The sequence below is a fragment of the Pedobacter chitinilyticus genome (genome assembly GCF_003313385.1).
Taxonomy (GTDB): Bacteria; Bacteroidota; Bacteroidia; order Sphingobacteriales; family Sphingobacteriaceae; genus Pedobacter; species Pedobacter chitinilyticus.
The window spans coordinates 600,238-619,844 of the sequence record NZ_QMHN01000001.1; the positions used below are offsets into that span (position 1 = coordinate 600,238).

The window sequence follows — 19,607 nt, forward strand, 5'->3', positions numbered from 1 at the left end:
AACTCTCTCCTTAAAAAGGAGAGAGGACCGTTTGTGCTAGTTTGTACTGTGGTGCCGATAGATTCCTGCTACTGCTTTTGCCACGCACTTTTCTCTCCCTCAAAGGGAGAGATGCCCGCAGGGCAGAGAGGGTTTCTATTAAACAAAAAAACGGAGATGCCCTTTCGAACATCCCCGCCATCTAAATTAACGCTCTCGCCACAAATATAACAACGAATCCAAATTGATTCGCCATGGCAAAGTAAAAAACTTATTTAAGCTCTTCTTTTGGCGGGTAAGCCACATTCTTCATTAGATAAGAAAGTATAATGGTACAGGCTACATAGCCCGCAAAAATGATAAATCCAGGCTGCAACGAAGTGTAATTTACCGTATTGGTTACCAAAGTTTCGCTCTTAATATTCAAATCAGATAATTGGCTTTGCAAGATGCCGTTCAATCCAATATAGGTCATTAAAATACCCACTACCATTACATCGGCCATGTCCCATTTGGCAGACTCGAAAGCTAAGTATTTGGTAACCTTGTTTTCGGAGATAAGAGGAGAGCAAAGCATATGGATTCCTCTTGCGGTCATCCTTAAAATAGGAAGCAGTATCACAAAAAGAATAATGAGGACACCAACGGTAATTGAATCAGGTTTGGGTTGTTGAATTAAAACCTGTGCAGTACCTAAAATACTTTTCGACTGGAAAAATAGCACTTGATTGGTAAAGGCCAGTTTTTCGCCCATCAAATGAAGTTCCAAACTGCTTAACCGAGCATCTACCTCAATGATAGAAACCGTACTGCCTACAATGAGCAGTACTAACGCAAGCAACAGCGACATGACAAAAAGAGGCGTATGCAAATGCAATTTTTTCCGCAAAGGCAACCAAACGCATAATGCTACCGCCATACAACCTAGCATGGCATATGCATAACTATAGGTCACCTTTCTAATGCTTTCCAATTTTTTTTCCAAATGATTGTTGAACCCAGAAATACTATTTACTTGATACTTTTTAAACAAGTAATTCGTCATTTTACTTTGTGCCGTAGCTGTACTGTCATAAATTTGGTCCGCAAGCTCGTTAAATTCAGTAGTAGCAATGCCTTTCAATTTTTTAATGGCTCTGGGTGCATTAATACGGTTAACAATGGTACGGGCAAAGGAGGGAACTTGGGCGTGAAGTTCCTTTGGTTCTACTAATTGCTTAAAGGCAAATTTCTTCAGCTTGTCGCCTAAACTTTTTTGTGGTTTGTCAAATTGTGCTACTACTTCATCAATCATACCGTGTAGCTGTTTCTCAATTTCCTCACGTAATTCTCTCTTCTGTTCGTCGCTTACCTTAAAACCTTTAATCTTACTTTTAACAATATTCGAAAGTTTATCTCGCCACAAATCAAGCGAAAATACCCCAAAAGTGATGTTGTTGGCAATAGCATAGTCTTCTTTAAGTCTTTCCTGTTGGGCAGATAGTGTATAGAGTTGGTAGCCAAAATAACTTTCAGCTGCCAATAAAAAACTTAGCCCTAAAATCAATAGCAGTTGACTTAAGAGTGGTTTTTTAACTTTTGAGGTTTGAGTTGCAGTTTTCAAGGTTTTGTAATTGCTATGGTATATAAGGTTAACAGCTGTTGATCAATGTTTTTCATTTGAAGTACTATCGCTATTATGTGGGCTAATGGATTTTAAAATGGTAGAAAGTACCAATCCAAAAAGCACAAAGGCAATAAAAATGAGGTAGCCAGGTTGCAAAGCGGTATTATGGGTAGAAATAATGGTAAGTGACTGTACAGGAATGTTTAGCCTAGCAAGTTGCGCTTCCAACAAACCATTTAATCCAATGTAGGCCATCAAAATAGCAATCACAATCACATCGGCCATACTCCATTTACCTGATTGGAAGGCAAAGTATTTGATGAACTTGTTTTCGGCCAATTTTTTTCTTCCCAGTAGATGAATACCAGTGGAACTCAATTTCATCACCGGAAATAGAATGCTGAAGATCAAAATCAGGACACCCACCAAAATAGAATCGATGGCAGAACCGCTGATGAGTATCGTTACCACATCCAAAATACTTTTAGATTGAAAGAAGAGCACTTGATCTCTGAACGTGATGTCTTGTCCCAGCAACGTAAAATCAATGGCGCCAATACGGGCATCTACCTCAATCATGGCAGCCGTTAGCCCCACCGCCAGTAAAATAAAAGCCATTACCAACGAAAGGATGAACAGCGTAGCATATAAGCCTTTTTGTTTGCGGAAAATTCCCCAGGCCACTAAAAACAGCACAATGCCAACCAACATGGCTGCACAATAATTATACGTAGCACGATTAATGCTTTTAAGCTCGCCCTTAATTTTTTGGTTAAACGCTGCTGAATTGGTAACACCATACTGTTGGTAGGTTTTATGTACTTTTTTAGCATTTACCGTTAGCGTACTATCTATAGATTCGATCTCGTCCAACTCGTCCAATTTTTCTAATGCCATAGCACTCAGCTGGCGTTTAGCTTTGGGGTTGTCTATTTTACCAATAATAGTATGTGCAATGCCTGGTACTTTCTTTTTCAGCGTATCTACGTCAATAAAATTCTTTACCGCAAATTTGGCAATTTTACCACGAAGTGATTTCTTTTTAGGTTTGGTTACCAAGTTTTCTGCCTTATCAATTAAGGCTATAATTACGCCCTCTATTTCTTTTTGAAGGGCTTTTTTTTGTGCAGGAGTAAGCTGTAAGTTTCTGGTTTGCCGTACAATAATCGTTTGTATTTTGTCCTGCCATTGAGAAATGGAAAATAGCCCAAGGTTGATGTTGTTCATCTCGGCATAATCCTTTTTTAATACCTGTTGTTTTTGCGAAAGATGATGCAGTTGATAGCCCGAATAAGCCTGTGCAATAAGCACTGCCGCAAGTACCAAGATCAATAAAATCTTGGGTAGGCCAAATTTGCCACGGGGGCGGGTTGATGTTTGAATAGCCAAGGCGTAAAGATTAATGGTTTGGCGTATAACGCAGAAGCAGGACCAATTGTTTGCAAGCTATTCGTTTTGCTAGTGTAATGGTACTGTAATTTGTAGTGATCACATCGTCATTTCATAAAGGTTATTTAACAGTATTCCATTACCTTTGTCAAAATTCACTTCTTAAATGTCACCAACTGCGTTCTCCCGTTTTGGAGTTTTTAGTTTAAGGCTTTTGTCGAAAATGCCTTTAAGTTTCTTATACCTTATCGCCGATTTTTTTTATTTATTGGTTTATCATGTTTTTGGCTATCGTAAAAAGGTAGTGAGAGAAAACCTGACGAACTCATTTCCAGAAAAATCACTAGCCGAAATCATTAAGATTGAGAAGACATTCTTCAGGTATTTAACCTGTTTAATTGTAGAAGTGGTAAAGATGAACAGCATTTCGGCCAAGGAATTACAAAAACGTGTGAAGTTTAAGAATACCGATTTGGTAGAAGCTTACCTTAAGAATAATGAAAGTGTGTTGTTCTGTTCGTCTCACTATGGTAATTACGAGTGGGTATGTATGGGCATTGGCATGGCTTTCTCGGGCGAGCATTATCCGATTTACAAACCATTGAGCAATGAGTTTTTTGATAACTGGTTTTTAAAGATGAGAAGCAGGTTTGGTAACCATATGGTTGCTATGCGTCAAACCATCAGAACCATCCAATCTACCAAAGACCGCCCAACCATGTTTACCTTCGGTAGCGATCAGTCGCCATCCAAAGATGATATGAAATACTGGACCCTGCTGTTAAATCAGCCCGCTGCCATACAAATGGGGGTAGAGAAAATAGCCATGAAAACCAATAGACCCATTTTTTATTTGAAAACAAGTTACGTGAAACGTGGTTATTATGAAGTAGATTGTGTGCCTATTTGCCTTAATCCGAAAGAAACTGCAGCATTTGAGATTACCGAAACACATACCAGGTTTTTAGAAGATTTCATTAAAGAAGAACCTGCATATTGGTTGTGGAGCCATCGCCGTTGGAAACATAAACCATCAGAAAAAGCGCAAGCAGCTCCTGAACCAATGGTTAATTATTAAAGTTCAATTTTTTTGGCAATACATTAACGATTAGCAGTTCCAGTGCGCTCTCTTTTGCAGGGGTAACCTGTTCCGATTCATCGGAAGGGATAGAGAAACGTTTTATTGAATTAGACCCTCTCTCCGCTGTGCGGTGTCTCTCCCTTAAAGGGAGAGAGGTGGCTTGGTAAAGTTTGTACCAAGCCTTAAAGTTTAGCAGTAACCATCATTAAGCACTAGCTGTCCCCTCTCATTTCCAAGGAGAGGGATAGGGAGAGGTTCAATGGCAACATTTAACTTTTCCTTTTTAAGAAGTACCTGTTCCGATTCACTGACTTTGTCGTCATCTCTACGTTAGGATAGATCTAGCGATCAGGATTTATTTTAGTACTTGTCACTGTTAAGTGTTCTCTATATAAGCCCTGCTTGTCATTCTGAACGCAGTGAAGACCGCGGAGCAGCTACGAAGTAAATCTCCATTAACGGTATTGAAAGATCCTTCGCTCCCGAAGTGTCGGGACAGGTGCGCTCTGGATGACAAGAATAGTGATACTGAACGACGTTTTAAGAATGGAAGGAGCTTTTGCCAGACTAACTTCCCCCTTGCCCCCTCCAAAGGGGGATATGGAACAGTGCTCAGGAAAGGCAGTCCTACAATTAATCAAATAAACAGTTAAACGATTAACCAATCCCCAACTACTAACTACTAACTACTAACTACTAACCCCTAACCCCTAGTTCCTACTTATAATTCATCACATACTTACTCAAATTAGGTTGATGTGCCTTTTTGCGTTGCAGTTCATATTCATAAATACTACGTCCAAGGTTTTTCATGAAAGGATAGCAGACCGTTTCATATTCGTACTTGCCATCATTATAAATCCCATCCTCGTTGCTTTGCACTACCGCAGTAAGGAAAAATTCCACACCGTTTTTGAAATCAACGATATAAGCATTGTCAATAATAAAACCATAGCTATCACCATATTTGTCAAAAATGCGGATGTTGGGATCAATTACTGCATTCTTATCCCTACCATAAAAAAGCATTTTGGCATAGGTTGGCCAAAACTCTTTTGCATCATATTTAGGGAAATCGCTTTCGGTAGGCAACTTGCTCATGTAAGTATAAATGAGCTGGTAGTCGGCAGGAGAGAGGTTGAACCTATCCTTAGCGGCAAAAGCCTCTGGCATCATCAAGCGCTTCATTAACGATTGCTGATCTTTTATCGTAAAAACATTCTTGTTCTCGAAACTATAAGGTTTATTCACCAATTGCTCTTTACTATCCATATAACCTATGCCTACAATAAGATTGGTGAGTTCCAAAGGGTAGTTGTTGGGGTCGTACTGCGCTGGCTGACTGTAAACCAATACATCACCGTTATAAAAATGGATGGGATTGGTGTTCTTTTCTCTTTCGCCACCATCGCCTATAGCCAATCGGTTAAGGATACGACTTTCGGTCATGCCATATTTTTTAAGCTTGGCATTAATCTCGGCCCTGCCAATAAACTCAAACAAGCGGTTATAAGCATCATTATCGCTAGTTAACAACACTTTCTTTATATAATGGGCAATACTAGGTTTGCCATTTGCGGCAGTCTCATCCTTGGTTACGGGGGTTTGTCCTTTAAAAGCAGTATCCGTAATCATGGTACTATAGGCATTCAATCCTTTTACTTTAAGTTCGTTGATTTTCTCCAGGGCAAAAATAACGGCTGCAAGCTTTACTGTACTGGCTGGATAAAAGTAGTGTTGAGGATTAACGCGGTAACTGAAGGTTTTAAAACTTGGTTTGTTGTTCCTGTCGCGGTTTACTTGGGTATACATTACCTGCACCTCATTTTTATTGGGATGCTTCAGTATTCCTGAAAACAGTTCAGGCTTGCTTTCTAACAATTGCTTTAAAAAAACAGTATCAGTTTGTTGTGCCATGGTGTTTGCGCTAATCAGTAAAAGTAAAGAGAGGATCGTTTTATACATGCTTGTTTTGTTGATAAGCTAAAGATAGGAGTTTTGTATTTAGTTAGTTCATTAGTTCATTGGTTCACTCGTTCATCGGGCCGTCATCTCGACCTTGCCTGTCCTGATCCTTCGGGAGAGAGAGCTTTGGACTTTGTTTAGCTGTTGTTTAACTGTTTATTTGTTTAATTGGTTAACTGTTACTAGCGAGGATCCAGTAAGCGCCTTGTCATCCATAGTGTTACCTGTCCCGACACTTCGGGAGCGAAGGATCTCTGGGCTTTATTTAACTGTGGTTAACTGCTCGTTGCTTTGCTACATCGTCATCTCGACCGTGCCTGTCCTGACACTTCAGTAGCGAAGGATCTTTAACCTACTTGCATTACCTACTATTGCATGACGACACGCAATTGAACATGATAACTAAAGATAAAACCACTAAATGATATTGACAATGTGGAATTAAATGTTTTAAATTTATATCACCATCAAAGCTACCTACTTTCATTTTAGCATTTATCCCCATTAATTTTATTGCGATGTAAAGAAAAACGAAAACATACTACCTTATCATGATCATCATCTATCCTTATTCAAACCATTCCATTAGGAACGTACGTGCTTTCTGTACCAAACAATTACTCATTATCAGTAATCATAAATTACCTATTGGCTTAATTACGAATCCAAATAGGGTAACATTGAGGCTTATGCAAGGTTGCATCGGGTTTAATGTAGGGTTGCATTGTGCCTTATGCAAGGTTGCATTGAATGCAATGAAGGGTTACATTGAAGCCAATGCAAGGCTACATTGGATGTCATGCAAGGTAACATTGACCCTTATGCAGGGTTACATTGAAGTTAATGCAACGCTGCATTGGACGTCATGCAAGGTGACATTAACCCTTATGCAAGGCTACATTAGATATAATGCAGGATTGAATTTAGCGACAAGCATCTATTAAAATAGTGCTTTTGCTACATTTTGATGGCCATTAAACTTAACAAACCAAAAAACTTTAATTTATAAAACTATCCATATGAAAAAAGTAGACATTTTAACCTCTTTCGGTAGGTACAGTAACCATAGCTTGGTGCTTAAAGCTAAGCTTATTTTAGCAAGTATGACAGGTAACAGCTATTTTGCTACACCAGATCCTACACTTGCAGAAATTAAAGCAGCTGCTGAAGCACTTGAAACGGCAATAGTAGAAGCCAAAGAAGGAACTAAAGCCAAAATATTAGCTCGCGAAGATAGATATGCATTATTGGTAAAACTGCTAACAACGTTGGCTTTATATGTAAAATTTACGGCCAAAGGTAATGAACAAGCTTTGGCAAGTACTGGATTTAGCCTAAGTAAAAAGCCTGAACCTATTGGTGTTTTAACTAAACCACAAAACTTTAGGATTGAACCCAATGATATAGGAACCATTAAGTTGAGCCTTAAAACGATTTATGGAGCGAATGGTTATCAATATGAATATCGAAAAAAAGGCGAGGTAGAATGGAACTTTTTAATGGATACCAAAAGCAAGGTATTACTCACGGGTTTAGAAAGCGGTGTGCAATACGAATTTCGGGTAACGGGTATGGGTACAGTAGCACAACGTGTGTATAGCGATATCGTTAGTAGCTTTATTCTTTAAGGGATTAGGAAGGATTGTTTTGTTGTTCTGCCATCACGCACTACAATTCCCTCTCCTTTTCTAGGAGAGGCCTAGGGAGAGGTTTGGTATTAAAACCCTCTCTGTCCTGTGAACATCTATTGATTTTTATTTATTGTGTTTTGGTATCAATGAGCTTGCTACGCTTCGGTTCTTCCTGTAAGGTAAAGAGGAGCTTTAGGAGCGTTGGTGCTTGCTTGGATAATTGCTGTTGTTCTGCCATAACGCACTATCAATTTCCTCTCCTTAAAAAGGAGCGGGCTAGGGAGAGGTTTGTACTTTACAAGAAATACAAAAAGGGAAGTTGTTGGGTAAACAGTTAAAGGATAGCTAAACCAAGTCCAAAAATCTCTCTCCCGAAGGATCGGGACAGGCGCAGTCGAACGATTAACCGATTAAACAAATAAACAAATAAACAATTAACCCAATGAACTAATGAACCAATAAACCAATAAGTCACTTTGTCCGCTTTTTGTCCGCCCCTAAACCTTGCAAAATGTACTTTTTCAGTTGAAATTAGTTGAGTGATTTGAAATCGTTATCACGAGCAGATCATTTCATCCAAACTAATGACATATGAAGAAAATTCTACTTTTAGGCTATTTCTTTCTTTTTTCAATGATGGTATACAGCCAAGATGTTTGGTTGCAAAATCATTTTTCGCCAAATTCAGGTTTTCGTCTTTCCAATGCCGAGAATGTTACCGTACTTGTCAATAACAACTCTGGGGTAATCATGGCATCAAATACCATTACCGTAAAATATCAAGTAGACAACGGTACAGTGGTAAGCCAACTATTAAGTTCGAACTTAACGGCTGGGGCTAGTTGGAATTTTACATTCACTACCAAGGCTGATTTATCAGCTTTTGGAGCACACATCATCAAAGTTTGGGTGGAGCGGCCTGGAGATGTCAACTCTCTTAATAACGAGTTGACTTGGACAGTTAACAATACCTGTATTGAAATGAACCAACCTGCAAACGTTAGTGTTTGCAATGGTATAAATACTTCGATAATTAATTTTACGAGCAATTTAGCTAATGTAGGCTATACTTGGACAAACTCCAACCCTGCCATAGGACTTGCTGCAAGTGGGCTTGACGGTATTCCTTCTTTTACCGCGGTAAACACGGGTACAAGCCCAATAACTTCTACCGTTACGGTGAGACCTCATTATTCAATCTCCCAAACATTTAATTATACAGGAGCAATGCAAACATTTGTGGTGCCACAGGGAATAACAAAGATTAAAATTGATGCCCGAGGAGCCCAAGGACAAAGTGCCATTTACAATCAACCTGGAACAAAACCCGATGATTTAGGAGGTAAGGGCGGAAGAGTGATAGCCGAATATCCCGTTACGCCAGGACAAACGATTTATGTGCTGGTAGGGGGAAGCAATGGTTACAATGGTGGCGGAACTGGCGGCGGAAGTATTGCACAACCTAAAGGTGGCGGAGCTTCGGATATTCGGATAGGTGGCACTGCCCTAACTAATAGGGTGATTGTTGCTGGTGGTGGTGGCGGCGGTGGTAATAATTGTAGTAATAATCCTGAACCTGGTGGGGCTGGAGGAGAATTGATTGGTGCCTTTGGTTGGCAATGTGGCAATCAAACTGGAACTGCAGTGGGACAGGGAGGTACTCAAACTGAAGGTGGTGCGGCTGGCACATCGCCCGCAACGGCAGGTGTCTTGGGGATTGGAGGTAACGCAGGTGGTCAAGGTACTGCCTCTGGCGGCGGTGGTGGCGGCTATTATGGCGGTGGTGGTGCGGCTTATGGTGGTGGTGGCGGCGGTAGCAGTTATACCGATGCGCTAGCTATTTCGGTACAACACACACAGGGTTTTCAGGATAACGATGGCCAAATCATGATCAGTTATTTTAATGATGAATGTGGTGCCGCCTACGATAAGACTTTTGTTTATACCATAAATCCTACACCTACTGTGGTAATACCTACAGATCAAAATGTACTTGCTGGAGTTAAGACTAAAGCAGTAAATTTTAGTAGTCCTACTACTGGTGGTAATATTACTTACGAATGGACAAATGATATGCCTGCTATAGGCCTTGCCGCCAGTGGCACAGGTAATATTCCCGCGTTTGTAGTAAATAATAATACCAATGCACCATTAACGGCCAACATTACCGTTACGCCAAAATTCACCGATGGTTTTAGTGCAACTAGTTGCAATGGTGTGCCACAAACCTTTAAAATTACAGCAAAAGCACTTATGCCTGATGCCAACGGTATCATCTATGTGAAAAAGGGTAGCAATGGTACTGGCGAAAGTTGGGCAAGTCCAATTGCAGAACTCGCTGATGCACTAGTGGCAGCCAAAAACTTAAATGCTGCTACGCCTGCTAAGGTAAAACAAGTTTGGGTAGCAAGTGGCACTTATCAACCTATGTATAGCCCTGAAGATGGAAGTAACTTTGGCATTGATAATGGTAGGGACAATGCTTTTTTATTGGTTAAAGATGTAAAAGTATATGGTGGTTTTGCTGGCAACGAAACCACGTTACAGCAAAGAGATCTCTCTATTGTAGCTAATCACAGTATTTTAAGCGGCGATTTTAATAATGATGATGTCGTGACAGGCTCAGGGGCTACGCTCAGCTTTGCAGGTAATGGCGAAAACGCCTATCATGTATTGCTCTCTGTAGGTGATGTGGGTACGGCCGAGCTAAATGGTTTTGTAGTTAGTGGTGGTAATGGAAACGGGAGCAATATTACGGTAAGTACCTTGTCGATACAACAAAAAGACGGCGCAGGCATGAACATTACGGCATCGAGCCCTATCGTTGCCAACTGCATCATCCAATATAATCATGTGCAAACTGGTTTGGGTGGAGCCATTTATATCGGTACACCTAATGGAGCCATCACAGCGGCACCAATAATCTCTAATAGTAAATTCTTGAATAATAGGAGTACTAATTTTCCAGGTCAGGGTTGGGGCGATGAGGGCGCAGGAGCGATGTATAACGTTAATTCAAATCCAACAATTACGCAATGTAGCTTCATAGGAAATCTGGTAACAGGCGATAGATTTGGTGGTGCCATTGTCAATTTATATTCGGAAGCACAATTTAACAATGTCACCATTAGTAATAATGCTTCGCTGGGGACATTTGGCGGAGCTGGTGGTTTAGCCAATTTGGGTAACAAAACAGTAATACTAAATAACGTCATCCTTACTGGGAACAGTGCGGGAGCAAACGGAGGTGCTATATTTAACAACTCTGGAGCAGTTTCTGTCCTCAACAATGTATTAATTAGCGGTAACGTGGCCAATAACGGTGCCGCTATTTATAACTCGAACTCGTCGCCCGTTTTAACCAACGTTACCATTAGTGGTAATCAGGCCAATGTGAACGGAACAATTTATAATACGAATACCTCATTGCCACAACTACAAAATACGGTGGTATTTGGTAATAGCTCAGGCATAGTAAATAATTCGGGTGCAGATGTGCCAGTTTACAGAAATAGTTTAGTACAGGATGCCAACGGTGCGGGCCTAATTACTTTTAATGGAACTGCTAACGACCTGTTTATATCACCGCTCTCGCCAGCTTTATCTACGGCTGGAGATTATAGGCCTAAAGTAGGAAGTGCTATGATCAACGCGGGTGATCAAACGTTATTTGCAGGTTTAAACGCCAGTACCAAAGACCTAGATGGTAATTTACGTTTGGTAGGGAGCAATATAGATTTAGGGCCTTACGAAGCAACTATCCAGTCGCAAACCATTACCGCTACAAATCTTTCTAAAACTTATGGCGATGCTGATTTTGAACCTGGTGCAACAGCAAGTTCTGGTTTAACAGTAAGTTACCTTTCAGCAGACAACAACATTGCTGAAGCTTATCAAGATGCCAGTGACAGCAATAAATGGAAACTGAAAATTAAAAAGGCAGGTACGGTAAATATTACCGCCAGTCAAGCAGGAGGTAATGGTTATAGTGCTGCTCCTGATCAGGTGTTTGTATTAACCATACAACCTAAAGTCCTAACTATTTCAGCTACTGGTAATCACAAAGTATATGATGCTGCTACCATCGCTACGGTTAACCTTAGTTCAGATGCTTTAACTGGCGATGTACTTTCGCTTGCTTACACCTCTGCAACTTTTAATACAGAAAACGTCGGAAATAATATCCCCGTAACGGTAAATGGTATTACCATATCGGGTACAAGTGCAGCCAATTATACCTTTAATACTATGGCCAGTGCTACGGCCAACATTACCCCGTTTGCATTGACGGTATCTGCCATGGGCAATGATAGGGCTTATAATGCTACAAACGTTGCTACTGTAAATCTTTCAAGCAATGCCTTTGCAGGGGATAACCTGACATTGGGTTATACTTTAGCTACCTTTAACGATAAAAATGTTGCTAATGGTAAGCCTATTTCGGTTTCTGGCATTAACTTATCGGGTACAGATTCAGGTAATTATACCTTTAATGCTACGACCAGCACTACGGCCAATATTACCCCGTTTGCATTGACGGTATCTGCCATGGGCAATGATAGGGCATACAATGCTACCAACAACGCTACGGTAAATCTTTCGAATAATGCTTTTGCAGGTGATAACCTGATCCTTAATTATATTGCTGCTACCTTTAACGATAAAAATGTTGCTAATGGTAAGCCTATTTCGGTTTCTGGCATTAGCTTATCGGGTACAGATTCAGGTAATTACACCTTTAATGCTACGACCAGCACTACGGCCAACATTACCCCGTTTGCACTAACTATTTCGGCCGCTGCTAATAGTAGGGTATACAATGCTGCCAATAACGCTACGGTAAATCTTTCGAGTAATGCTTTTGCAGGTGATAACCTGATCCTTAATTATAGTGCTGCTACTTTTAACGATAAAACTGTAGCCAATGGCAAAACAGTTTCAGTTTCGGGCATTAGCCTATCAGGAACCGATGCAGGTAATTATACCTTTAACACTACAACCAGCACCAGCGCCAACATTACGCCGTATGCACTAACTATTTTGGCTACTGCTAATAGTAGGGTATACAATGCTGCCAATAACGCTGCGGTAAATCTTTCAAATAATGCTTTTGCTGGCGATAACATCACTGTGGCTTATATCTCCGCTACGTTTAACAACAAGACTGTAGCCAACAACAAACCTGTTTCAGTTTCGGGCATTAGCCTATCGGGAACTGATGCAGGCAATTATACCTTTAATACCACTGCTAATGCAACCGCTAACATTACGCCGTTTGCTTTAACCATCTCGGCAAACGCTAATAACAAAGTTTATAATGGTAATGCAGATGCTACAGCATCCCTCTCGCACAATGGTTTTGCAGGCGATGCGCTGATAGCGAATTACACTGCTGCTAGTTTTGATAACAGAAACGTGGGCAATAGTAAAACAGTATCCGTTTCGGGGATCAGTTTATCTGGAACCGATGCTGGTAACTATACTTTTAATGCCACAGCTACTGCCACGGCAGCCATTACCCCAGCTACACTTAACATTGTTGCACAGGCAAAAGCCAAAACCTATGGCGATGCCGATCCAGCACTGACCTATACTTCAACGGGATTGGTAGGTTCAGATGCTTTAGCAGGGAGCCTTACCCGAGCTGCTGGAGAGAATGTTAACACTTATGCCATTACGCAGGGTTCCTTATCTGCAGGAACAAACTATATGGTGACGTTTACTGGATCTAATTTAGTCATTAATAAGGCAAACTTAACGGTAACCGCTGCCAATGCCGCCAAGTGTTTTGGACAGACCAATCCGAGTTTTGCACTTAACTATAGCGGCTTTAAGTTAAATGATAACGACAATAGCCTAACGAGCAAGCCTCAAGCCACTACTGCTGCCACGATTTCCAGCGCAGCTGGCAATTATCCTATTACCGTGTCAGGGGGAAGTTCTGCTAACTATACGCTGGTATATACAAATGGTACCTTACGGATAGATGCGTTGCCTAATGTGAGTATTACACCAAGTAGAACTGGTGCTATTGGTAAAGGTTTAACGCTACAGTTGGTGGCTTCTGGTGGCACCAACTATAGTTGGGCAAATGCGCAGGGTATGATATCAGGTCAAAATAGCGCTAACCTTACCATAAGGCCTAGCACCAATACCACCTATACGGTTACAGTGACCAATGCCAATGGTTGTAGTAGCACGGCTAGCTATGCGGTAATCGTTGCTGATGACCTGTCTATTTTGTCCGCTACCAATATTTTAAGTCCTAATGGCGATGGCATTAACGATGTATGGAAGGTAGATAACCTTGATTTGTACCCGCAAGCGGTGGTTCGCATTTTTGATAAAGCTGGAAGGATCGTATATACTAAAAAAGGATACGACAATACGTGGGATGGTACTTATAATGGACAACCATTAGCAGAAAACACTTACTACTATATCATTGATTTGGAAGCAGGAAAGGTGCTAAGGGGGTATATTACTTTAGTGAGAGACAGGTAGGAGGCCTAAAGTTAAAAGTAAAAAATATAAAGTTGAAAAGGTTTGTCGTGCCGATACAAATGATCCATCTGCGGAAAAATCAGCACTGCCAATTCCCTCTCATTTTTAAGGAGAGGGTTAGGGAGAGGTTTTTTACCCTCTCTCCGCTGTGCGGTTTCTCTCCCTAAAAGGGCGAGAGAAGTGCTTGGGGACGGACAATTAATAAAATAACCAATCTGCGGGAAGAAGTTGGCTAATGCAATTGAATATTGATACCTAGCCAATGATACCTAATAACCAATACAAAGATCTCTCTCCCGAAGGATCGGGACAGGCACGATCGAGATGACGGAAATGGCGGGTTAATGCAAATAAACCAATGAACCAATGAACCAATGAACTATTGAACCAATGAACTATTGAACTAATCAACCAATGAACCAAAAAATGATGAAAAAGAACATATATATCCTTTGCCTAGCGATGGTGTTTACCACACTAAAAGTTAACGCACAATTAGTACCATTGGCGGCACAGTATTTCCAAAATCCATATTTAGCCAATCCAGCCATGGCGGGAGTTCATCAGGGGTTAGAAGTGTCTCTAGGTTATAGAAGCCAATGGAGTAAGATTCCAGGGGCACCCGAGCAACAAGCACTTACCCTTGCTTACGGTAAAAATCGCACAGGTTGGGGTGTTAATCTCTATTTAGATAAGGCAGGATTACAGCGCCAGTTACGTGCATTGGCCAGTTACGCTTACCATTTACCTATTTCAACAGAACAGGCGTTGCACTTTGGTCTGTCGGTAGGGGTTTCGCAGCAACGTTTGTCACTGGAGGATATTCAAGGACGGCCCGATGATCTTTCTGCACAACGTTATAACGATCGTGAAGCTTATTTGGATGGTGATTTCGGCCTTGCTTATACCTACAATGGTTTCCGATTAGAAGCCGCACTACCTAACTTGGATAGATTGCTAAGGTCTAATCGAGAAAATGGACTAGTAGATATTGCCACTTTTTACGCTGCGGCAAATTATAGGTTTGGTCTTACTGCCGACCAAGGTTGGGAGCTAGAGCCTAAAGTAGCCTACAGGGGTGTAAAAGGTTTCGATAGTGTCATTGATGCTGGTGCTGCGCTTTGGTTTGAAAACGGTCAGCTGATGTTGAGTGGATTATATCATAGCAGTAAAAGCGCCACCTTTGGTTTAGGAATGGATTTAAAGAAGAAATATCGAATATTGGCCACTTATACCACTCAAACCTCTTCGTTAAGTAACTATACTAATGGAAGTTTTGAGCTAGGCTTGGGAATACGTTTAGGGAAATAATGGATAACGACCACTTTTAAATAAACCGTTCTTTAAACTGCTTTATAGTAAGTAGAAAATTAAATATAATAAACCCGCCATCTCAATCAATAAAACCTCCGCCTCGTTCTCTCATTACAAAAGGCGTGAGGTTTTTTTTATTTTTTTCTAACCCTTCTAAACTTACCCAAACACTTCCCTCCCTTTTAGAGATATGTCCATAAGACAGAGAGGGTTAATTACAAAACCTCTCTCTAACTCTCTCCTTAAAAAGGAGAGAGGATAGGTGGTGCAAAATCATTTCTGCAATACAAAACATGTAGATACTCAATGACATTTATAAGCGATTTTTTTTTCTTTTAAAAGAAATCATCAATTGGGCAATGACTAACAATCAATCTGCGGAAAAATCAGCGGGAAATAAAACCCTAAAGACCTTTCCGCTACGGTTGAGGTGACGATACAGGAACGCGTAAAGACTGAACAAACAAATAACCAGTTAAATGATTAATCCAGTTGCTTAGAGATCCTTTGCTCCCGAAGTGTCGGGACAGGCACGGTCGAGATGACGGAAATGGTTGGCCAGTACCAATGACTAATGAACTAATGAACCAATGAACCAACGAACATTTAAACTAACCACTAATTCCTAACTACTAACCCCTAATAGGTCCCTCATTTGCAACTCATACCTAAATACACTACATTTGCATCGCTTTTGGTTCCCTCGGGTAACGCCTAGGGATTAAAAGGGAATACGGTGTAAATCCGTAACTGTCCCGCAGCTGTAAGCTCTTTAACTGTTTGCTATTCTACAAGCCACTATGTTAAATTTATCTAACATGGGAAGGCAGCAAACAGGGAGTAAGTCAGAAGACCTGCCTTTAGCACGATTAATTCATAGCTTTCGGGGATTGAAGCTAGGAGTGATGTGCCAGTAATTTACTAGCTCCTTAATTTCTGTTTGCTGTGGGGATAACTCACATCAAAAATGGTAAAAAGAAAAGCCTTAGCTAAGCTAAGCTTATTTCATTGCTTGGTAACCTTAGGCCTATTGAACATAGGACCTTCGGAAGTGCTTGCCCAAAATACCGACAGCGTGGCCAAAGCCAATCAGCTAAAGGAAGTGCATATTTTACGTTATCGCTTAAGCAGACAGCACCTTTCGCCAGTACCGCAACAAATCATGACGGCACAAGAACTGAAAAGGCTCAATAGTTTATCTGTAGCTGACGCAGTGAGGTACTTTTCTGGCGTTCAATTAAAAGACTATGGTGGCATTGGGGGATTGAAAACGGTGAATATCCGTAGCATGGGCAGTAACCACACAGGAGTTTTCTTAGATGGTGTAGCTTTAAGCAATGCTCAAAATGGACAAGTAGATTTAGGTAAATATGCTTTGGATAATATCGAAGAAATATCCCTGCTAAGTGGACAAAACCCCAATTTATTACAGCCCGCCAAATCAGTAGCTACGGCGAGTGCCATCTTTTTGAAGACTAAGACCCCAAGTTTCGATTCAGAAAAGCATTTTGCTTTAAATACCGAACTGAAAATAGGTGATTTTGGGTTGGTTAATCCAAATATCAGCTACCAACAACGCATTAATAATAACTTGTGGAGTAGTGTAAGCACTTCTTACATCCGTGCCAATGGCCGATACCAGTTTAGATTGACCAATGGTGTTTTTGATACCACAGCCGTGAGAAGTAATGGCGATGTGGAACGTTTTAGGTTACAAGCAGGTTTATTCGGAAGAACCAAGGACAGTGCCAGTTGGAATGTACAGGCTTATTCCTTCCTTTCTGAACGTGGACTGCCTGGAGCCATTATCTCCAATAAATTCGATTATCAGCAACGCATTTGGGATAAAAACTTTTTTCTGCAAGGCAATTATCAAAAGCGTCTAAATAAGTTTGAGTTGCTGTTGAATGCCAAACTCGCTTACGACCAAACCCGCTATATCGATCCAGAATACATCCGCATTGACGGTTACTTGGATAACAGGTTTTACGAAAAGGAAGCCTATGTATCGGCGGCACTTAAATATAATGTCACTACACAATGGCAGTTAGCTTTAGCTAGTGATTATCAATTGCAGGATTTAGATGCCAACATCTATCGTTTTGCGTACCCTACACGCCACAGTTTTTTGAATGCGATTAGTGCGGCATATACCACTAATAGGCTAAGCTTGCAGGGTAATTTGTTGAGCACCACCATTAGGGAAGAAGTACAGGCCTTTGAAGCAGGCGGTAACAAACAGGTATTTAGTCCAACCTTTATGTTCTCGTGGAAGGTTTTTGAAGACCAGTCGTTTAGGATTAGAGGTTTTTATAAAGACATTTTCCGCATGCCTACCTTTAACGACTTATACTACACTTTTAGCGGCAATACCTTGCTACGACCTGAATACACCAAGCAATACGACCTTGGTTTAACCTATGCCACCGTTTTCGACCAAAGCCGTTTCAAATACTTAGAGTTTCAGGCAGATGCTTACTACAATACCGTTAAAGATAAAATTATTGCACAACCTGGTGCCAACCTGTTCAGGTGGATCATGTACAACGTAAGTAAGGTGGAAATAAAAGGCTTGGAGGCTAATGTAAAAACTGGGGTAGATTTAGCGAAAAGTCTACACTTGGGCCTAGGTTTTAACTACACTTATCAGCAAGCCATTGATGTGACGGATAGGAACGACGAGAGCTACCGCAATCAAATCCCTTATGTCCCAAAACACAGTGGTTCTTTTTTGGGTAGGTTAGATTATAAGCAGTGGAAACTCAACTATAGCTTTATTTATACAGGCTCTCGCTATAACCAACGGGCCAACCTGGTTTACAACTATATGCAACCATGGTACACCCACGATTCGGCTTTAGGTTATACCTTTGCCATAGCCAAACAACAATTTGAAATTACTGGAGAAGTAAATAACTTGCTTAACCAGTATTATGACGTAGTGCCTAACTTCCCAATGCCAGGCCGTAATTATCGTTTAACCCTTCAGTACCGCTTATGAAACGATTAGGAATTTTACTGTTGTTATTAGCGGGCTTGGCTAGTTGTAGAAAAGATCCCGCACCGCTGCCAGCTGAAATCAGTAGGGTAGAAGCCGATCCTGGTTCGGTATTAAAAGGTATGTATCTGGTAAACGAAGGTAATATGAGCATGAACAAAGCTTCGTTAGATTATCTTGATTTGCGCAATGGACTTTATACCCGTAATTTCTACAGTCAAGTGAACCCACAAATCACCAAAGGTTTGGGCGATGTTGCCAACGATATTGGAATTTATGGCAGCAAATTGTATGTAGTGGTCAATCTATCCAACAAAGTGGAGGTCTTGGATGTGAAAACGGGTAAACGTTTAGGGCAAGTAGATCTCATTAATGGTAGATATGTGACTTTTGCCAATGGAAAAGCTTATGTAAGTGCCTATGTAGGCAGGGTGTACGATCCTAATTCGCCAAATGGTGTAGTGGCGGAGATTGATACCACAGCACTCAGCATTACCCGTACAGTAAGCGTAGGCAGGCAACCCGAGGAACTGGCTGTAGTGAATAATAAGCTATATGTTGCCAATTCGGGAGGGTATAGCCCTAATAATTACGAACGTACGGTGTCGGTAATTGACTTGAATACTTTTACAGAAGTGAAACGCATTGATGTAGCCATTAACTTACATCGTTTAAAAGCTGATAAATATGGTGATTTGTATGTGACTTCAAGGGGCGATTATTATAATGTCCCTTCTAAACTTTTGGTGGTAGACACTCAAACGGAAAAAGTAAAAAGAACTTTTGACTTGGCGGCAAGCAACCTAGCCATTGATGATGATGTGGCTTATGTGATTGCCACCGAATGGAACCAAAGCCAGCAAAAGAATACCATTAGTTACAACACTATTGATGTGAAAAATGAATTGCTGTTGAGCAGGCCTTTCATTAGTGATGGCACACAAAACAGTATTTTACTGCCTTATGGTATTAATGTGAACCCTTATACCAAGGAAGTTTACCTTACCGACGCCAAAGACTACGTTACTCCTGGTAAATTACATTGTTATACCCCCGATGGTAAATTGAAATGGTCGGTTACTACGGGGGATATCCCAGCACATATGGTTTTTGTTAAATAATAAAATGAGAAATAAAAAT

General features: G+C 40.8%; 9 protein-coding genes and 1 riboswitch. Of the genes, 6 read left to right on the forward strand and 3 right to left on the reverse strand.

Features of this window, described 5'->3' with window-relative positions:
- Positions 1 to 250: 250 nt before the first annotated feature.
- Positions 251 to 1,582: a paraquat-inducible protein A gene (locus DUT70_RS02510; RefSeq protein WP_113645721.1), complete on the reverse strand. Its 1,332-nt coding sequence runs from the start codon at positions 1,580 to 1,582 to the stop codon at positions 251 to 253.
- A 42-nt stretch (positions 1,583 to 1,624) separates the two neighbouring features.
- Complete coding sequence (locus DUT70_RS02515; RefSeq protein ID WP_240432003.1) at positions 1,625 to 2,974, reverse strand: paraquat-inducible protein A; 1,350 nt, start codon at positions 2,972 to 2,974, stop codon at positions 1,625 to 1,627.
- A gap of 166 nt (positions 2,975 to 3,140) precedes the next feature.
- Here DUT70_RS02515 and DUT70_RS02520 point away from each other — a divergent pair, with 166 nt between their 5' ends.
- Positions 3,141 to 4,052 carry a lysophospholipid acyltransferase family protein gene (locus DUT70_RS02520; RefSeq protein ID WP_113645722.1) on the forward strand — a complete coding sequence of 304 codons (912 nt, stop codon included), beginning with the start codon at positions 3,141 to 3,143 and terminating at the stop codon, positions 4,050 to 4,052.
- A 720-nt stretch (positions 4,053 to 4,772) separates the two neighbouring features.
- On the opposite strand, the gene DUT70_RS02525 is transcribed toward DUT70_RS02520, so the two are convergent.
- A complete protein-coding gene (locus DUT70_RS02525) occupies positions 4,773 to 6,020 on the reverse strand; it encodes a serine hydrolase (protein WP_113645723.1) in 1,248 nt (415 codons plus the stop codon).
- 1,019 nt (positions 6,021 to 7,039) lie between these two features.
- Between DUT70_RS02525 and DUT70_RS02535 the strand changes: the two genes are divergently transcribed.
- The 5 genes from DUT70_RS02535 to DUT70_RS02555 all read left to right on the forward strand — a co-directional run bounded on the left by DUT70_RS02535 (position 7,040) and on the right by DUT70_RS02555 (position 19,588).
- The gene (locus tag DUT70_RS02535) at positions 7,040 to 7,648 is read left to right on the forward strand and encodes a fibronectin type III domain-containing protein (RefSeq protein WP_113645725.1); all 609 of its coding nucleotides are present in this window, start codon (positions 7,040 to 7,042) and stop codon (positions 7,646 to 7,648) included.
- Between the two features lie 594 nt (positions 7,649 to 8,242).
- A complete protein-coding gene (locus DUT70_RS02540) occupies positions 8,243 to 14,155 on the forward strand; it encodes a YDG domain-containing protein (protein WP_113645726.1) in 5,913 nt (1,970 codons plus the stop codon).
- Between the two features lie 429 nt (positions 14,156 to 14,584).
- Positions 14,585 to 15,466, forward strand: a complete 882-nt coding sequence (locus DUT70_RS02545; protein WP_240432004.1) for a PorP/SprF family type IX secretion system membrane protein — start codon at positions 14,585 to 14,587, stop codon at positions 15,464 to 15,466.
- Between the two features lie 681 nt (positions 15,467 to 16,147).
- A riboswitch (cobalamin riboswitch) is annotated at positions 16,148 to 16,345 on the forward strand.
- Between the two features lie 91 nt (positions 16,346 to 16,436).
- On the forward strand, positions 16,437 to 18,470 hold the full coding sequence (locus tag DUT70_RS02550) for a TonB-dependent receptor plug domain-containing protein (RefSeq protein WP_113645728.1): 2,034 nt from the start codon (positions 16,437 to 16,439) through the stop codon (positions 18,468 to 18,470).
- Complete coding sequence (locus DUT70_RS02555; protein WP_113645729.1) at positions 18,467 to 19,588, forward strand: YncE family protein; 1,122 nt, start codon at positions 18,467 to 18,469, stop codon at positions 19,586 to 19,588. Before DUT70_RS02550 ends, DUT70_RS02555 begins: the two co-directional genes overlap by 4 nt.
- The last annotated feature ends 19 nt before the right edge of the window (positions 19,589 to 19,607 follow it).

What these genes read in the sequence shown, in the direction of transcription:
- DUT70_RS02520 (WP_113645722.1), top strand. Translation starts at nt 3,141, where the DNA reads ATGTCACCAACTGCGTTCTCCCGTTTTGGAGTTTTTAGTTTAAGGCTT.
- DUT70_RS02525 (WP_113645723.1), bottom strand. Translation starts at nt 6,020, where the DNA reads ATGTATAAAACGATCCTCTCTTTACTTTTACTGATTAGCGCAAACACC.
- DUT70_RS02535 (WP_113645725.1), top strand. Translation starts at nt 7,040, where the DNA reads ATGAAAAAAGTAGACATTTTAACCTCTTTCGGTAGGTACAGTAACCAT.
- DUT70_RS02540 (WP_113645726.1), top strand. Translation starts at nt 8,243, where the DNA reads ATGAAGAAAATTCTACTTTTAGGCTATTTCTTTCTTTTTTCAATGATG.
- DUT70_RS02545 (WP_240432004.1), top strand. Translation starts at nt 14,585, where the DNA reads ATGAAAAAGAACATATATATCCTTTGCCTAGCGATGGTGTTTACCACA.
- DUT70_RS02550 (WP_113645728.1), top strand. Translation starts at nt 16,437, where the DNA reads ATGGTAAAAAGAAAAGCCTTAGCTAAGCTAAGCTTATTTCATTGCTTG.
- DUT70_RS02555 (WP_113645729.1), top strand. Translation starts at nt 18,467, where the DNA reads ATGAAACGATTAGGAATTTTACTGTTGTTATTAGCGGGCTTGGCTAGT.